We start from the raw sequence: 18,246 nt of genomic DNA on the forward strand, positions 1-18,246 counted from the left end.
GGCCCCGTTTGTGGTCGCGCGCATAAATCTGCTCGGAGTTAACTGCCTGCCGAGATCTAGATGGACAAGCGTCCAGATTTTTTTAGCTGAACTTGTTCCTTTTTATTTCCGGACCGCCTAATGTTCGCAATGCGCGGTGACATCCGTGTGATGTAGGAAACACCACCGGGGGCGTGGACCGACCCCCCGGCAGCGGAGTTGGAGGAACGATCAAGAGTTAGGCCCGGTGGCTCCGGCCGCCGATCTCGTCTCACCAAATTGTTGGATCTCGCGCCGGTGACGTCGTCACCGTTCGCGCTCTCGCCGAATCGCCTTCCGGTAGCGCCCATGCCGTCTATTCGTGCTGCCCAAAAGCGCTCGGCCAGCTGTTGTTTCGCTAACGAGGAGGCTCTGGTGCACGGTACGGAGTTGGGTGGGTTCAGCGCGCGGCCGAACGGGAGCGCGGCGAGCCGTACACCGTCCCCCACACCGTTTTCGCTAGCTCCCGCGCAGCTCGGCCTCTGGTACGCGCAGCTGCTCGAGCCCGAGATCCCGATCAACGTCGCGCAATACGTAGACGTACGCGGCGAGCTGGACGCCGCTCTGCTGCAAGAGGTTTCGCGCGAGGCGGCGCTCGACTACGGGTCGACGCTGGTGCGGCTCGGCGAGGACGGCGGAACGCCGTATCAGTGCGTCGATCCCGAATTGCCCATCGAGATCCCGCTGATCGACTTCCGTTCGCACGCCGATCCGGTCGCCGCCGCGATGGAGTGGATGCGCGCCGACGCCTGCGCGCCGGTGGATCTGCTGCGCGACCGGCTGTTCGCGGGCGCGGTGCTGCGGGTCGCCGACCAGCGCTACTTCTGGTACCTGCGGGCCCACCACATCGTGCTCGACGGCTACGGCGCGCTCACCAACACCATGCGGGTCGCCGAGCGCTACACCGCGCGGGTGCTCGGCGCCGAGCCGGAAGCGATCCGGCCGGGCAGCCTGGAAGCGCTGGTCGAGGGCGAGATCGCCTACCGGCAGAGCGGGCGCTACCAGACCGATCGCGCGCACTGGGCCGAACGGGTGGCCGGGCTGGACGGCGTGACCAGCCTGGACCCGCGCACCGCGCCGCGTGCCGCGAGCAACCTCATCGTCGGACGCGGCTTGCCCGACCAGCTGGTCGAGCGGATGAACGCCGTTGCCGCAAGCCAGGATTCGACGATCGCGGTGGTGCTGCTCGCGGCCTTCGCCGGTTATCTCGGCCGCCTGACCGATCGCGACGACGTGGTGCTGAGTCTGCCGGTCACCGCGCGCACCACCGCCGCGATGCGGCGCTCCGCGGGCATGCTCTCCAACATCGTGCCGCTGCGAATGGCGTTGGGCGCGGCCACCTGGGGCGACCTGCTGCGCGCCACCCGAGTGGAGGTCGCCGGGGCGCTGCGGCACCAGCGGTACCGGCACGAGGACATCCGCCGCGACGCCGAACACGACGGCCGCCCGGCCCGGCGTGCGCTGTTCGGGCCGCTGGCCAACATCATGCTGTTCCGCAGCGACCTCACGCTCGGCGCCACGACCGGCCGGTACCACGTGCTCTCCACCGGGCCGGTGGAGGATCTGAGCCTGAACGTCTACTACGGCGAGCGCGACCGCGTGCACGTCGACTTCGAGGCGAACCCGAATCTCTACGCGGCCGACGATCTGGCCCGCCACCACGCGCGCTTCCTCCAGTACCTGGAGCGACTGGTGGCCGCGGACCTGGACACGCCGATTTCCGCGGTCGACGTGACGACCGAGCTGGAAATAGAGGTGAGCACCCGGATTTGGAACGCCACCGGCTGCGACGTCGACGCGCTGCTCGCCGCCCGCGCTCCCGGCGCGCACTCCGCCGCGACGCTGGTGTCGATGTTCGAGGCGCAGGCCGCCCGCACCCCGGACGCGGTCGCGCTGCGTTTCGCGGGCGCGCCGGAAGCCACTCTGACCTACCGCGAGCTGACCGCCCGGGTGAACCGGCTGGCCAGGTATCTCATCGAGCGCGGCGTCGGGCCGGAGAGCCTGGTCGCGCTGCACCTGCGCCGGTCACCGGAGTTGGTCGTCGCGATGTACGCGGTCCTCACCGCGGGCGCGGCCTACGTGCCGCTGGATCCGGATCATCCGGCCGAGCGCACCGCGCACATCCTGGCCACCGCCCGTCCGGTCTGCGTCCTCGGCGCCGAGGATGTGGAGCTCGACGCGCCGACGGTGCGGCTGGATCGCCTGGACCTCGCCGGGTACCAGGAAGGACCGGTGTGGGAGCGCGAACGGCTCGCGGCGCTGCGACCGGACCACCCCGCTTATGTGATCTTCACCTCGGGCTCCACCGGCAAGCCCAAGGGCGTGCTGGTGACCCACGGCGCCATCGTGAACCGGCTGGTGTGGATGCAGGAGAACTACCGGCTGACAACCGCCGACGTGGTGTTGCAGAAGACCCCCGCCACCTTCGACGTCTCGGTGTGGGAGTTCTTCTGGCCCTTGCAGATCGGCGCCGAGCTGGTGCTCGCCCAGCCCGACGGACATCGCGACCCGGCGTACCTGCGCGAAGTCATCGCCGAATATCGCGTAACGGTTGTCCATTTCGTGCCGTCCATGCTGGAAGCCTTTCTGGCGCATCAGGACGTCGCTCGCGACACCACCCTGCGCGCGGTGTTCGCCTCGGGCGAGGCGCTGCCCGCCCCGCCGGCCCAGCGACTGCGGGTGCTGACCGGCGCCCGGCTGCACAACCTGTACGGTCCCACCGAAGCTGCGGTGGACGTCACCTTTCACGAGGTGACCGATACCGATACCCTCTCGGTGCCGATCGGCGCGCCGGTGTTCAACACCCGGCTCTATGTGCTCGACTCGCGGCTGCGGCCGGTACCGGTCGGGGCTCCGGGTGAGCTGTATCTGTCGGGGGTACAGCTCGCCCGGGGTTACGTGGCCAGGCCCGGCCTGACGGCCGAACGTTTCCTCGCCGACCCGTTCGCCGGTCCGGACGGCCCCGCCGCGCCGGGCGACCGTATGTACCGCACCGGCGACCTGGTGCGCTGGACGACCAACGGCGAACTGGAATACCTGGGACGCACCGATTTCCAGGTGAAGCTGCGCGGCCTGCGGATCGAACTCGGCGAGATCGAGGCGGTGCTCGGCACGGTCGACTCGGTGGTGCGCGCCGTCGTCGTGGTGCGCGACGACGCGGGCGCGGGCGAGCAGCTGGTGGCCTACGCGGTCGAGTCCGAGCCCGGCACGGTGCGTCCCGAGCAGCTGCGGGCCGCGGCGGCCGCGGCGCTGCCCGGCTACATGGTGCCCGCGGCCTACGTGGTGCTCGATGCCTTGCCGGTCAACGCCTCGGGCAAATTGGATCGCGGCGCGCTGCCCGCGCCGCCGCACCGCACCGGCGAGTACCGCGCGCCGGTCACGCCGGTCGAGCAGGCGGTCGCCCGCGTGTTCGGCGAGGTGCTCGGCCGCGAATCCGTCGGCCGCGACGACGACTTCTTCGCACTCGGCGGCAACAGCCTGGTGGCCACGCAGGTGGCCGCCCGGCTGGCCGCCGACTTGGGCTGCCCGCTCGGGGTTCGCGAATTGTTCACCGCCACCACGGTGACCGATCTCGCCGAACTGATCGAGCGGGCGGGCGGAACCGGCGGCGCGTCCGCGCCCCGCCTGCTGCGGGTGGTGCCGCGGCCGCCGCTGGTTCCGCTTTCTCTCGCACAGCAGCGGATCTGGTTCCTGAACCGATTCGAACGTTCCGCCGCCGACTACAACATGCCGTTCGTGGTGCGGCTGCGCGGCGATGTGGACGTGACCGCCCTGCGCCTGGCGGTCGCCGACGTGGTGGCGCGGCACGAGGTGCTGCGCACGGTGTTCCCCGCCGTGCTCGACGAGCCCGGTGTCCCGGCGCAGCAGATCGTGCTGCCCGCCGGCGATGTCACCGTGCTCGAGGCGGCCGAGCCGATCGGCGTGGACGAACTGGACGCGGCGCTCGCCGGTTTCGCCGCCACCGGGTTCGACCTGGAGCGGGAGATCCCGCTGCGCGCCCGGCTGTTCGCCGTGGACGCCGACGGCTACGCGCTGGCGCTCGTGTTGCACCACATCGCCGCGGACGGACTCTCGTTGCGCGTGCTGGCCCGCGACGTGGCCACGGCGTACCGGGCCCGCCGCACCGGCGCCGCGCCGGACTGGGCGCCGCTCGCGGTGCAGTACGCCGATTACGGCCTGTGGCAGCGGGAATCGCTCGGCGCGGCGTCGGACCGGGACGCGCCGCTGGCCCGTCAGCTGGCCTACTGGACCGAGGCGCTGGCCGACGCCCCCGATCTGCTGGAGCTGCCCACCGATCGGCCGCGTCCCGCGATCGCCACCGGTCGCGGCGCGGTGTACCGCTTCCAGCTGCCCGCCGCGATCGCCGAGCGCGTCACCGCGACCGCGCGCGCCAACGGACTCTCCGAGTTCATGGTTCTGCACGCCGCGCTCGCGGTATTGCTCGCTCGGGTGTCGGGAAGCGCGGACATCGTGATCGGCACTCCGGTGGCCGGGCGCGGCGAACGCGAACTCGACGACCTGATCGGCATGTTCGTCAACACGCTCGTCCTGCGGACCCGGGTCGACGCCGCCGGGACCGGCGCGGAGTTGCTCGCCGCGGTGCGCGCGGCCGACCTCGCCGCCTTCGGTCACGCGCAGGTTCCGTTCGAGCAATTGGTCGAGGCGCTGAACCCGCCGCGCTCCCAAGCCAGGCATCCGCTCTTCCAAGTGCTGCTCTCGGTCGACAATGCCGCCGACATCGAGTTCGGGCTCCCCGGAATATCGGTGCGCACCGGTACCCTGGACACCGGGGTGACCAAGTTCGATCTCCAGCTCACGGTCACCGCAGGCTTCGCCGGTGCCGGACTCGGGGAAGGTTCGGCACCGGCGGGGGTTCCGGCCGAATTCACCTACGCCACAGATCTGTTCGACGAGGCGAGCGTCGCCGACTTCGCGCGGTGGTACCTGCGCGTGCTGGAAGGGCTGACCGGTGATCCGGAGACGGCGGTCGGTGATCTACCGCTGCTGGACACCGCCGAATTGCGCTGGGCGATCGAACGAGGCTGGGCCGGGGAGCCGGGTTCGTCTGTGGAGCCAGACTTCTCGCTCGCCGCCGAGGAGACCGTGCCTGTCGCGTTCGAAGCGCAGGTCAGCCGTACTCCGGACGCCGTCGCGATCATCGACGGCGAGCGCACTCTGACCTACGCGGAATTCGCGGCGCGGGTGCATCGCCTGGCCCGGCATCTCATCGCCTGCGGGATCGGCCCCGAGACGCTGGTCGTGCTCGGCATGCGGCGCAGCGCGGATTTCGTGATCGCGGCCTACGCGGTGCTGACCGCGGGCGGCGGGTACGTCCCGGTCGATCCGGATCAACCGGCGGCGCGGATCACCCACGTGCTGGCATCCGCCCGCCCGGCGTGCGTGCTGACCCGATCCGCCGACGGCTGGGTGTCGGAAGAAGTGCCGGTCATCGAGGTGGACGCACTCGACCTCACGGAATACCCGGACGTTCCGGTGCTCGACGGCGAGCGCCTGCGCCCGCTGCGCGCCGCCACCACCGCGTATGTCATCTTCACTTCGGGCTCCACTGGTCGCCCGAAAGGCGTTGCCGTGCAGCACGCCTCGGTGGCGAATCAGATCCGCTGGATCGTCGGCGAGTACGGTGTCGGCCCCGCCGATGTGGTGCTGTTCAAGACACCGGCCACCTTCGACGTCTCGGTCTGGGAACTGTTCGCGCCGTTGACGAGCGGCGCGCGCTTGGTGGTCGCGGCGCACGACGGGCACCGCGACAGCGCCTACCTCGCGTCGACCATCGCCGCGCACGGCGTCACGATGACCTCCTTCGTCCCCTCGATGCTCACGGTGTTCGCCGCCGCCGCGCCCGCCGCGTCGCTCGCCACCCTGCGCGCCGTCCTCGTCGCGGGCGAGGCGATGACCGGCGAGGCCGCCGCGGCGTTCGCCGCCGTCAGCCGTGCCGAACTGCACAACCTGTACGGCCCGACCGAATTCACCGTGCACGCCACGCACGCGCCGGTCGTCGCGACGGCGGGCCCGACCCCGATCGGGCGGCCGGTGCGCGCCAGTCAGGTGCTCGTGCTGGACGGTCGGCTGCGCCCGGTACCGGAAACCGTTGTAGGCGAACTGTATCTGTCGGGCGTGCAGGTCGCGCGCGGCTACCACGGCCGTGCCGAGCTGAGCGCCGAACGATTCGTCGCCAATCCGTACGGCCCCGCGGGCGCGCGCATGTACCGCACCGGCGATCTGGTGCGGCGCAACCGCGACGGACAGCTGGAATACCTGGGGCGCAGCGACTTCCAGGTGAAGCTGCGCGGCCAGCGCATCGAGCTCGGCGAGATCGAGGCGGCGCTGTCGGCCGCCGCCGATGTGCGCGCCGCCGCGGTGCGGGTCTTCGCCCATCCGGCCGGTGAACTGCTGGCGGCGTACGTGGTGACCGACCTGCCGGAGGACGAGGTGGCCGCGGTGTTGACGGGCAGGCTGCGCGCGGCGCTGCCGTCCTACATGGTGCCGACCGCGTACGTCGCGCTGGCGGCCATGCCGCTGACGGGCTCGGGCAAGCTGGATCGCAAGGCGCTGCCCGATCCGGTCTTGGCGGCCAAGGACTTCCGCGCCCCCGTCACCCCGGCCGAACGCGCGGTGGCCGAGGTGTTCGCCGAAGTGCTCGAACTCGACCGCGTCGGCTTGGACGACGACTTCTTCGCCGTGGGCGGAAATTCCTTGGTGGCCACCAGGATCGCCGCGCGGCTCGCCGCACGCACCGAGGTCGACGTGCCGGTCCGGCTGCTCTTCGAACATCCCACCGTGGCCGCACTGGCCGCCGCGCTCGCCGCCGCGCGCACCACACGCACCCGTCATCCGCTGGTCGCCGCCGAGCGTCCCGACCTGGTGCCGCTGTCCTACGCCCAGCAGCGGATGTGGTTCCTGAACCAGTTCGACGCGGCGTCCACCGCGAACAATCTGACCGCGGCGGTGCGCCTCACCGGTCCGCTGGACCGGGCGGCCCTGGCCGCCGCCGTCACCGACGTCGTCGCCAGACACGAGACGTTGCGCACCAGGTACCCGGCCGTCGACGGCGTCGCGCGGCAAGAGGTGCTGCCCGCCGACCGAGGCCCCGTCCTTGCGGTCGATGAGGAAGCCGGTGACCTACTCGAACGGGTACATGCCCTCGCCGCAACACCTTTCGTCGTGACCCAGGCGCCGCCCGTGCGACTGACGCTGCTGCGAGGCGCCGACGGGCACCACGATCTGTCGCGCACCGGCCCCGGCGGCCGTCGTAGTAGTGCCCGCGCCGTGGTGCACGACGAGCACGTGCTGGTCGTCGCGCTGCACCACATCACAGCGGACGGCTGGTCCATCGCGCCCTTCACGCGAGACCTTCTGCGCGCCTACGCCGCTCGCCGCGATGGCGCCGCGCCGGACTGGTCGCCCCTCCCGGTGCAGTACGCCGACTACACGCTGTGGCAGCGCCGAAACCTCGGCTCGGCGGACGATCCCGGCTCGCTGCTGGCCGAGCAGCTGCGCTTCTGGTCCGCCGAACTGGCCGACCTGCCCGATCTCCTCACCCTGCCCGCCGACCGGCCCCGCCCAGCCGCCGCTTCGGGGCGCGGCGCACGGCATCCCTTCCACATCCCCGTCGCGACTCACCGCCGCCTGCGCGAGATCGCCGAGTCCGCGAACGCCTCGCTGTTCATGGTGTTGCACGCGGCCTTCGCCGTGACGCTGGCGAAGCTCTCCGGCCAGCGCGACATCGCGATCGGCACCCCGGTCGCGGGCCGCGGCGAGCAGGCGCTCGACGAGTTGGTCGGCATGTTCGTCAACACCCTGGTACTGCGCGCAGACGTGCGCCCCGAACGCACCTTCGCCGAGCTCGTCGCGGCCGTGCGCGACGGCGACCTGCGCGCGTTCGCCAACGCCGACGTGCCGTTCGAGCGGCTGGTCGAGGCGCTCGACCCCGAGCGGTCGGCGGCCAGACACCCGCTGTTCCAGGTGATGCTGGACTTCCAGAACACCGCGAGCGCCGCCGTCGAGCTGGCGGGCCTGCGCGTCGAAAGACTCGACATCGACACGCGCACAGCGAAATTCGATCTCCAGCTCACCCTCACCGAGACGGCCGACGGCCTCGACGCCGCCTTCGACTACGCGACCGACCTGTTCGACGCCGACACCGTCGTGGCGTTCGCGGCCCGCTTGCGGCGCGTGCTCGACGCGGTCTGCGCCGATTCCGCGGTGCTCGTCGGAGACATCGACACACTGTCGGCGGGCGAGCGCACCCAGCTGCTGTGCTCGTGGAACGCCACCGCGCGCGCCCTCGACCCCGCCGCGACGCTGGTGTCGCTGTTCGAGGCGCAGGCCCGGCGCACGCCGGACGCGGTCGCGGTGAGCTTCGAAGGCCAGTCCCTCACCTATCGCGAGTTCGCGTCCCGGGTCAACCGCCTGGCCCGGCTGCTGGTGTCCATCGGCGTGGGGCCCGAGAGCACCGTGGCGATCGGTATGCGGCGCTCCGTGGATCTGGTCGTCGCTATGTACGCGGTGCTGACAGCGGGCGGGGCCTACGTCCCGGTGGACCCGGACCATCCGGCCGAGCGCATCGAGCGCGTTTTGCGCGGGGCGCGGCCGGTGTGCGTGCTGAGCCGCACGGAAGACGGCCTGGATCTCCCGCCGTCCGAGCGCGATTCACACGTGTGGGCGGTGCTGGACGTCGACCAGTTCGACACCACCGACTACTCCGACGCCCCGCTGACCGACGCGGACCGGCTCGCCGCGCTCGTCCCTGGCAACGCGGCCTACGTCCTGTTCACCTCGGGGTCGACCGGCGAGCCCAAGGGCGTCGTGGTGTCGCACGCGGCGATCGTCAACCGGTTGCTGTGGATGCAGGCCGAGTACGAACTCACGGCCGAGGACGTCGTCCTCCAGAAGACGCCCGCGACATTCGACGTCTCGGTGTGGGAGTTCTTCTGGCCGTTGCAGATCGGCGCACGGCTTGCGGTGGCGCGCCCGGACGGTCATCGCGACCCGCGCTACCTGGCCGAGCTCATCGACCGGGAACGGGTGTCGGTGGCGCACTTCGTGCCGTCGATGCTGGCGGTGTTCGTCGCGGAACCCGCCGTGGCGCGGTGTGATTCGCTGCGCATGGTGTTCGCCTCCGGCGAGGCGCTGACGCCGGGGCCCGCGCAGCGGCTGCGCGCGTTGACCGGCGCCCGGCTGCACAACCTGTACGGGCCGACCGAGGCGGCCGTGGACGTCACCTACCACGAGGTGGTCGACGCGGACACCGACAGCGTGCCGATCGGCGTTCCGGTGGCCAATACCCGGGTGTACGTGCTCGATTCGCGCCTGCGCCCGGTCCCGGTCGGCGTACCGGGCGAGCTGTACCTCGCGGGCGCGCAGCTCGCGCGCGGGTACGTGCGGCGGCCGGACCTGACCGCGGATCGATTCGTGGCCAACCCGTTCGCCTGCGCCGAGCGTATGTACCGCACCGGCGATCTCGTCCGATGGGTGCCCGCATCGCGAAGCGATTCGACGGGTGGTCCGAAGCTCGCCGAGCTGGAGTATCTGGGCCGCACCGATTTCCAGGTCAAGCTGCGCGGACTGCGTATCGAGCTCGGCGAGATCGAGGCCGCGCTGACCGCGCTGCCGGAGATCGACCAGGCCGTGGTCGTGGTGCGCGACGACACCCGGCTCGTCGCGTACCTGATCGGCGCGTCCGTCATCGACATCGACTCGGTGAAAGCGGCGCTGGCGCAGCGGATTCCGGCGTATATGGTGCCGTCGGCCTTCGTGCCGATGGACGAGTTCCCGCTCAACGCCTCGGGCAAGCTGGACCGCAAGGCGCTGCCCGCGCCGGTGTTCGAGGCAGCGGTCTTCCGCGCGCCGGTGACACCCACGCAGCACATCGTCGCGCGCGTCTTCGCCGACGTGCTCGGCGCACCGCGGGTCGGTCTCGACGACGACTTCTTCGCGCTAGGCGGCAATTCGCTCACCGCGACCCGGGTGGTGGCCCGGCTCGGCGCGGCGCTGGACACCCAGCTGCCGGTCCGGGTGCTCTTCGACGCGCCCACCGTGGATGCCCTCGCGACACAGGCCGAAGCGTCGCGCGGTCGCGGCGGGCGGCCCGCGCTCACCGCGCGCCGGCGCCCGGAGCGGTTGCCGCTCTCGCCCGCGCAGCAGCGGATCTGGTTCCTGAACCGCTTCCTCGCCGACTCCGACGGGCCGGGCGACGCGGTGAGCAACATCCCGGTCGCGCTCCGGCTCGGCGGTGACCTCGATGCCGAGGCGCTCACCGCGGCGCTCGGCGATGTCATCGAACGGCACGAGGCGCTGCGCACGGTGTATCCGGCCGGGCCGGACGGCGCCGAGCAGGTGATCCTGCCGCGCTGGAGGCCCGTGCTGCGCCGCGAAGCGGTGCCGGAGCCGGCGCTGACCGAGCGCCTCGCCGCCTGCGCCGCGGTCACTTTCGACCTCACCGAAGAAACACCCCTGCGCGCCCACCTGTTCGCGCTGACCGGAACCGACACTGTCGAGCACGTGCTGCTGCTCGTGCTGCACCACATCTCGGCCGACGGATTCTCGCTCGGCCCGCTGGCCGCCGACCTGATGACCGCCTACGCCGCCCGCCGCGACGGCGGCGCGCCGGGGTGGGGTCCGCTGCCCGTGCAGTACGCCGACTACACCCTGTGGCAGTCCGAAATTCTCGGCGACCCCGACGATTCCGAGTCGCGCGCGCGGCGCCAGCTGGAATTCTGGCGGCGCGCCCTCGGCGACCTGCCCGATCAGCTCGAGCTGCCCGCCGACCGCAAACGTCCGGCCGTGTCCACGCACCGCGGTGCGACGCACCGGCTGCGCATCGACTCCGACCTGCACAGCGAATTGCGCGAGCTGGCACGCAAGCGGGAGACGACGCTGTTCAGCACCGTGCACGCGGCGCTCGCCGTGCTGCTCGCCCGGCTGTCGGGCAGCGCGGATATCGCGATCGGCACCCCGGTCGCCGGGCGCGGCGAGGCCGAACTCGACGGCTTGGTCGGCATGTTCGTCAACACCCTGGTGCTGCGCAGCCGCATCGATCCGCGCGCCCGGTTCGAGACGGTCCTCGACGAAATCAGGTCGCGCGACCTGGAGGCGCTCGCGCACGCCGACCTGCCCTTCGAGCGGCTGGTCGAGCTCGTCGCCCCGAACCGCGCGCGCAACCGTCACCCGTTGTTCCAGGTGGCGCTCACCATGCAGAACTTCACCGTGCCCGCGCTCGAGCTCGCCGGACTCCGGGTGAGTCCGGTCGAGCTGGACGCGGTCGCGGCCGAGTTCGACCTCCAGTTCACGGTGCTCGCCGCCGACGACTCGGACGGCCGCGCCGATGGCATCGACATCGAGATCACCTACGCCACCGATCTTTTCGAGCCCGAGACGGTAGCGGTGCTGGCCCGCCGGTTCACCCAGGTGCTCGCCGCGGTCGCCGCGGACGCGACGGTGGTCGTCGGCGACATCCAACTGCTCTCCGCGGAGGAGCAGCGGCGGGCGCTGGTCGAATGGGCGAGCACCGGTCCCGATCTGGCGGCCGCCGACGAGACGCTGGTGGACCGCTTCCGCCGCGCCGCGGCGCTCGACCCGGCGGCCGTCGCGGTGCGCGCGGGCGAGGACGTGCTGAGCTACGGCGAGCTGTCCGCCAAGGCGAACCGGCTGGCCCGGCGGCTGATCGCCGCGGGCGTCGGACCGGAAACCTTGGTGGCGGTGGCGCTTCCGCGTTCGGTCGAGCTGGTCGTCGCGTTGCTGGCGGTCCTGGAGGCGGGCGGCGGCTACCTGCCGATCGATCCCGACTATCCGGCCGACCGGATCGAGTACATGATCGACGACGCGCGGCCGATCTGCGCCGTCGGCTCCGCCACGACGGGTTTGCCGCGCGACTGGTTCGGCGGCCCGGTGCTGGACGTGGACGCCGACCTCGAGTCGGTGAGCGCCGAACCGCTGACCGACGCCGACCGCCGCGCCCCGCTGCACCCGGCGCAGACCGCCTACGTCATCTACACCTCCGGGTCCACCGGCCGCCCCAAGGGTGTCGTCGTCCCGCACCGCAATGTGTTGCGGCTGCTGGACAACACCCGGCGCCACTTCGAGTTCGGTCCTTCGGACGTGTGGACGATGTTCCACTCCTACGCTTTCGACTTCTCGGTGTGGGAGCTGTGGGGCGCGCTGCTGTGCGGCGGCGAACTCGTGGTGGTGGACTACTTCACCTCGCGCTCACCGGAGCAGTTCCGTCGCCTGCTCGTCGAGCGCGGGGTGACGGTGCTGAACCAGACGCCGTCGGCGTTCTACCAGCTCATCGCCGCCGACGCCGCGGCCGAACCGGCCGAATTCGCCTTGCGCGATATCGTTTTCGGCGGCGAGGCGCTGGAGCCGCAGCGGCTTGCCGGGTGGTTCGCGCGGTATCCCGACGGACCGCGCCTGGTGAACATGTACGGCATCACCGAGACCACGGTGCACGTGTCGTACCGCCCGATCGAGCCGGGCGCGGGCTCGGCGAGCGTCATCGGCGGCGCGATTCCTGGCCTCGCGGTGCGGGTGCTCGACGCGCGGTTGCGGCCGGTTTCGGTGGGCGTGCCGGGCGAGATCTACGTCTCCGGCGGCCAGCTCGCGCGCGGCTACCTCGGCAGGCCCGCGCTCACCGCGAGCCGCTTCGTCGCCGATCCCTACGCCGTGGACGGCTCGCTTGCCTACCGCTCGGGCGACCTGGCGCGCTGGACCGCCGACGGCGACCTGGAATACCTCGGCCGCGCCGACCAACAGGTGAACCTGCGCGGGTTCCGCATCGAGCTCGGCGAGATCGAGGCGGCCGTGCTGGACACCGGCGCGGTCCGCGAAGCCGCGGTGGTGGTGCGCGCCGATCTGGTGGACGAGGCGCGCATCGTCGCCTACGTCGTCGCCGACGACTCGGTGGACGCGGCCGCGCTGCGCGGCGAGCTCGCGCGGACGCTGCCCGAGCACATGGTGCCCGCCGCCATCGTCACGCTGGAGCGAATCCCGTTGACGGTCAACGGGAAACTCGATCGCGCCGCGCTGCCCGCACCGGTCTTCGCATCGACGACCTACCGCAAGCCGGGCACGGTCGTCGAGGAGATCGTCGCCGGGGTGTACGCCGACGTGCTCGGTCTGACCGCCGAGGCGCGCCGGGTCGGCGCCGACGACGACTTCTTCGCCCTCGGCGGCAGCTCCCTGCTCGCCGCCAAGGCCGCCGCCCGCATCGGCGCGGCGCTGGGCAGGCCGGTCGGCGTCCGCGCGCTGTTCGAGGCGCCGCGGGTCGCCGAACTGGCCGCGAACGTCACCGCGGGCGAGGCCGGAGCCGCGCGGCCGCCGCTGGTGGCCGGCGCGCGACCGGCGACGCTGCCGCTCTCGCCCGCGCAGCGGCGGATGTGGTTCCTGAACCGCTTCGACGGCGCGTCCGCCGCATACAACATCCCGCTGGCGCTGCGGTTGACGGGCGACGTGGACGTACCCGCGCTCCAGTCCGCGCTGGCCGACGTCATCGGCAGGCACGAATCGCTGCGCACCACCTATCCCGAGCGGGAAGGCGCGCCGACGCAGCGCATTCTTCCTGCGGCGCAGGCCGTTCCGGCGCTGTATCCGGTGGATATCACCGAAGCCGACCTGCCGCAGCGCGTTCGGGAGCTGGCGAGCACCGCCTTCGACGTCACCGCCGAGGTCCCCTTGCGAATGCGGTTGTTCCGCATCGGCCCCGCCGACTTCGTGCTGGCGGGCGTGCTGCACCACATCGCCGCGGACGGATCTTCCGTCGCGCCGTTCGTGCGCGATCTGATGACGGCCTACACCGCCCGATTGGACGATCGAGTGCCGTGCTGGTCGCCGCTGGCGGTGCAATACGCCGACTACGCACTCTGGCAGCGGGAACTGCTCGGCGCGGAGGACGATCCGGACTCCCGCGCCGCCGAGCAGATCGGCTACTGGACCGAGGCGCTGGCCGGACTTCCCGATCAGCTCGCGCTGCCCACCGACCGTCCGCGCCCGGCGCGGCAGAGTCTGCGCGGCGCGAAGACGACCCGGCCGGTGCCGCCGCGGCTGCACGAGCAGTTGATCGGCCTCGGTCGCGCGCACGGTGCGACGCTGTTCATGGTCGTGCACGCCGCGTTCGCCGCGCTGCTCGCCCGGTTGTCCGGCACCGGCGACATCGCCGTCGGCACACCCATCGCCGGGCGCGGCGAGGCGGAGCTGGACGACGTGATCGGCATGTTCGTCAACACCCTGGTGCTGCGCACCCGCGTCGAGGGCGGACAGACCTTCGCCGAGCTGCTCGGGCACGCGCGCGCCGCCGACATCGCCGCCTTCTCGCACGCCGACGTGCCGTTCGAGCGACTGGTCGAGGTGCTGGCCCCCGAGCGCTCCACCGCGCGGCACCCGCTGTTCCAGGTCGGCTACTCGTTCCAGAACCACGAGCGCGGCGAGTTGCGACTGCCCGGGCTCACGGTGCGCGAGCTCGAATTCGACAACGGCGTCGCGCAGTTCGATCTGCACCTGTTCGCCGTCGACCGCTACGCCGCCGACGGCACGCCGGAGGGCATCGAGCTGACCCTCGGCTACGCCACCGACCTTTTCGAATCCGGCACCGGCGAGCGGGTGATCGACCGACTGGTGGACGTGCTCGAATCCGTTGTCGCACTGCCCAACACGCTGATCGGCGACCTGGACGTGCTCGGCGACGAGCGTGCGCGCGTACTGGGGGAGTGGAACGCCACGGCCCATCCGGTCGAGCCGGTGACGCTCGCCGATCTGGTGGACCGGCAGGCGGCACGGACGCCGAACGCTCCGGCGCTGATCGACGCGGAGTCCGGAAAGACGTTGAGCTACGCGGAGTTCGATGGCCGCGTCAACCGGCTGGCGCGGGCGTTGATCGGGCACGGCGTCGGCCCCGAGCGCACCGTGGTGCTGGCCATGCGCCGGTCCGTCGAGCTGGTGATCGCAATGTACGCGGTGGTGCGAGCCGGTGGCGCGTACGTGCCGGTCGACCCGGATCATCCGGCCGACCGCATCGCCTACATCGTCGACACCGCCGCACCGGTCTGCGCTCTCACCACCGTGGCGGACGGCATGCCGATCGAGACCTCGGTGCGCGTGCTCGAGGTCGACTGGCTCGAGGCGGCGCACCGATCGGCGGCGCCCATCACGGACGGCGAGCGGATTCGGCCGCTGCGCCCGGAGCACCCTGCCTACGTCGTCTTCACCTCCGGCTCGACCGGGCGGCCGAAGGGCGTCACCGTCCCGCACGCGGCGATCGTCAACCAGTTGGCTTGGCTGCGCGAGCGTTTCGCGCTCGGCGCGGCCGACCGGACCCTGCTGAAGACGCCGGCGACCTTCGACCTCTCGGTGTGGGAGTTCTGGTCCCCGCTGGTCACCGGCGGCGCGCTGGTGGTGACCCGGCCCGGCGACGAGCGCGATCCGGATCGGCTGCACGCGCTGATGGCGCGGCACGGCGTGACGGTGCTGTACGCGGTGCCGTCCCTGGTCGGCATGCTGCTCGCCGCCGCGCCGGATGACCCGTTGCCCGCCGGGTTGCGGCAGGTCCTCGCCATCGGCGAGGCGCTGCCGCCCGCGACCGCCGCCGAGTTCCTCGATCGGGCGACGGGCGCGCGGCTGCACAACCTCTACGGACCGACCGAGGCGGCGGTCTCGATCACCGCGCACGAGGTGGTCGCGCGGCCGAGCCGGACGGTGCCGATCGGCGCGCCCGCCTGGAACAGCCGGGTGTACGTGCTGGACAGCAGGCTCCAGCCGGTCCCGATCGGCGTCGCGGGCGAATTGTATTTGGCGGGCGCGCAATTGGCGCGCGGCTACCAGAGCAGGCCCGGATTGACGGCGGACCGCTTCGTGGCGGACCCGTTCGCGGCCGGGGCGTCGCGGATGTACCGCAGCGGCGATATCGTCCGGTGGCGCGCCGACGGCGAGCTCGAATACCTCGAACGGGCCGATTTCCAGGTCAAGATCGGCGGCTTCCGCATCGAGCTCGGCGAGGTCGAGACGGCGCTGCGGCGCCTGCCCGAGGTGCGGGCCGCCGTGGCCGTCGCCAAGACGGACGAGCGGGCGGGCGCGCGGCTGGTGGCGTACGTCGTGCTGGGTGACGGGCACGCCGAATCCGCAGCGGAGTTGCGAGCCACACTCGCGACGCGACTGCCGACCTATATGGTGCCCGCCGCCATCGTCGTGCTGGATACCTTGCCGCTCAACGCCAATGGCAAGGTCGATCGCGCGCGGCTGCCCGAGCCGGTCTTCGCCGAGGGGGCCTTCATCGCACCGGCCACCGACCTGGAGCGACTGGTCGCCGCCACCTTCGCCGAGGTCATCGATGGTGCGCACGACCCAGGAGCGGACCGAGTCGGCGCCGACACGGACTTCTTCGCCCTGGGCGGCAATTCCCTGCTCGCGACGCGGCTCTCGGCCAGGCTCGGCGCCGAACTCGGGGTGCGGGTGCCGGTCGCCGCGGTGTTCGAGGAGCCGACGGTGGCGGGGCTCGCGCTTCGGCTCGCGGATCTGGACGACGCCGGCGCTCGACCCGCTCTGGTGCGGCGCGACCCCACCCGTCCGGCCCGCCTCGCGCCCGCGCAGCAGCGCATGTGGGTGATGAACCGGCTCGCGCCGGACTCGGCCGCGTACAACATCCCCGTCGCCATCCGGCTCACCGGCGCACTGGACCACGACGCGCTGACGGCGGCCGCGCGGGACGTCCTCGCGCGGCACGAGGCGCTGCGCAGTCGCTACCCGGACCTGCCGGAAGGTCCGGTGCAAGATGTGCTGGACACCGATGGGGTGGCCTTCGATCCGACGCCGATTCCGGTGCGGCCAAACGAGATCGACGCCCGTATCGCCGAGTTCGTCAGCGCCGGTTTCGACGTGACCATCGCGCCTCCGGTCCGGGCAGTGCTGTTCGCACCGGCCGCCGACGAGCACGTCCTGGTCGTCGTGCTGCACCACATCTGCGCGGACGGCTACTCCATCGCACCGCTGACCAGGGATCTGGTCCGCGCCTACGCCGACCGCGCGGCGGGCCGCGCGCCGGGCTGGACCCCGCTCGCCATCCAGTACAGCGACTACAGCGAATGGCAACACGCCCTGCTCGGCGCCGCCGGCGACCCTGACTCATTGCTCACACAGCAACTCCGCTACTGGACAACGGAATTGGCGGGCGCACCCGAAGTCCTGGCGCTGCCGACCGATCGTCCACGCCCGGCGCACCGCGATATGCGCGGCGCGGCTGTCGATTTCGAGATCGACGCCGAGCTGACCATCGCGCTCGAGCTGATCGCGCGCGAGCACGGCACCACGCTGTTCACCCTGTTGCACAGTGCGCTCGCGGTGCTCCTCGCCAAGCTGTCCGGCGCGACCGACATCACCATCGGCGCACCGGTGGCCGGGCGCGGCGCGGCCGAACTCGACGACCTGATCGGCATGTTCGTCAACACCGTCGCGCTGCGCACCGAGATCGACCCGCGCTCCGGCTTCGCCGATCTGCTCCGCCAGGCCAGGGATCGCGACCTGGCCGCGCTCTCGCACGCCGACGTGCCCTTCGATCAGGTGGTCGAAGCGATGGGCCGCACCAGATCCAGCGCCTACACGCCGCTGTTCCAGGTGATGTTCACCTTCCAGAACATGCCCACCGGCCGCGTCGAACTGCCGGGACTCGCGGTCGAAGTCCTCGATCCCGCGCCGGACGAGGCGAAGTTCGACCTACAGCTCACCGGCATCGAGCGCTTCGACGCCGTCGGCGCGCGGACCGGTCTCGCGCTCCGATTCGGTTACGCGACAGATATTTTCGACAGGTCGACCGTCGAGCGCTACGCCGAACGGCTGCTGCTCGTGCTCGCCGCAGTGGCGGCGGACCCGACCGTCGCGATCCGCGCCATCGACATCCGCACCGACGGCGAGCAGCGTCCCTCGGCAGCGCCGACGGCCACGGTCGCCGACCTGCCCGATCTGATCGCGTCGGCCGCCGCCGTCGCCCCCGGCGCGCTCGCCTTCAGCCACGGCGCGCACCGGGTGTCCTACGCCGACCTCGCCGCGAAGCTGGCCACCGTCGCCAAGGCCATGGGCGCGGCGGCGACACCGGAAGTCCTCATCAACGTCTCGCTCGCCGGGCTGGTGCCCGGCGTGCTCGCGGCGCTCGGCGGCGATGGCCTCGCCGCCGCGCTGCACCGCCTCCTCGCCGAGGCTCAGGCCGTGGTCTCCGAAAGGAATTAGCTG

The 18,246-nt window shown here is 71.7% G+C and carries 1 protein-coding gene; it reads left to right on the forward strand.

Annotated features, from left to right (window positions below; all coding sequences use genetic code 11):
- Window positions 1-393: 393 nt before the first annotated feature.
- Window positions 394-18,243: a non-ribosomal peptide synthase/polyketide synthase gene (locus FB390_RS09820; protein ID WP_246123940.1), complete on the forward strand. Its 17,850-nt coding sequence runs from the start codon at window positions 394-396 to the stop codon at window positions 18,241-18,243.
- Window positions 18,244-18,246: the final 3 nt, after the last annotated feature.

This window comes from Nocardia bhagyanarayanae, from assembly GCF_006716565.1.
Taxonomy (GTDB): Bacteria; Actinomycetota; Actinomycetes; order Mycobacteriales; family Mycobacteriaceae; genus Nocardia; species Nocardia bhagyanarayanae.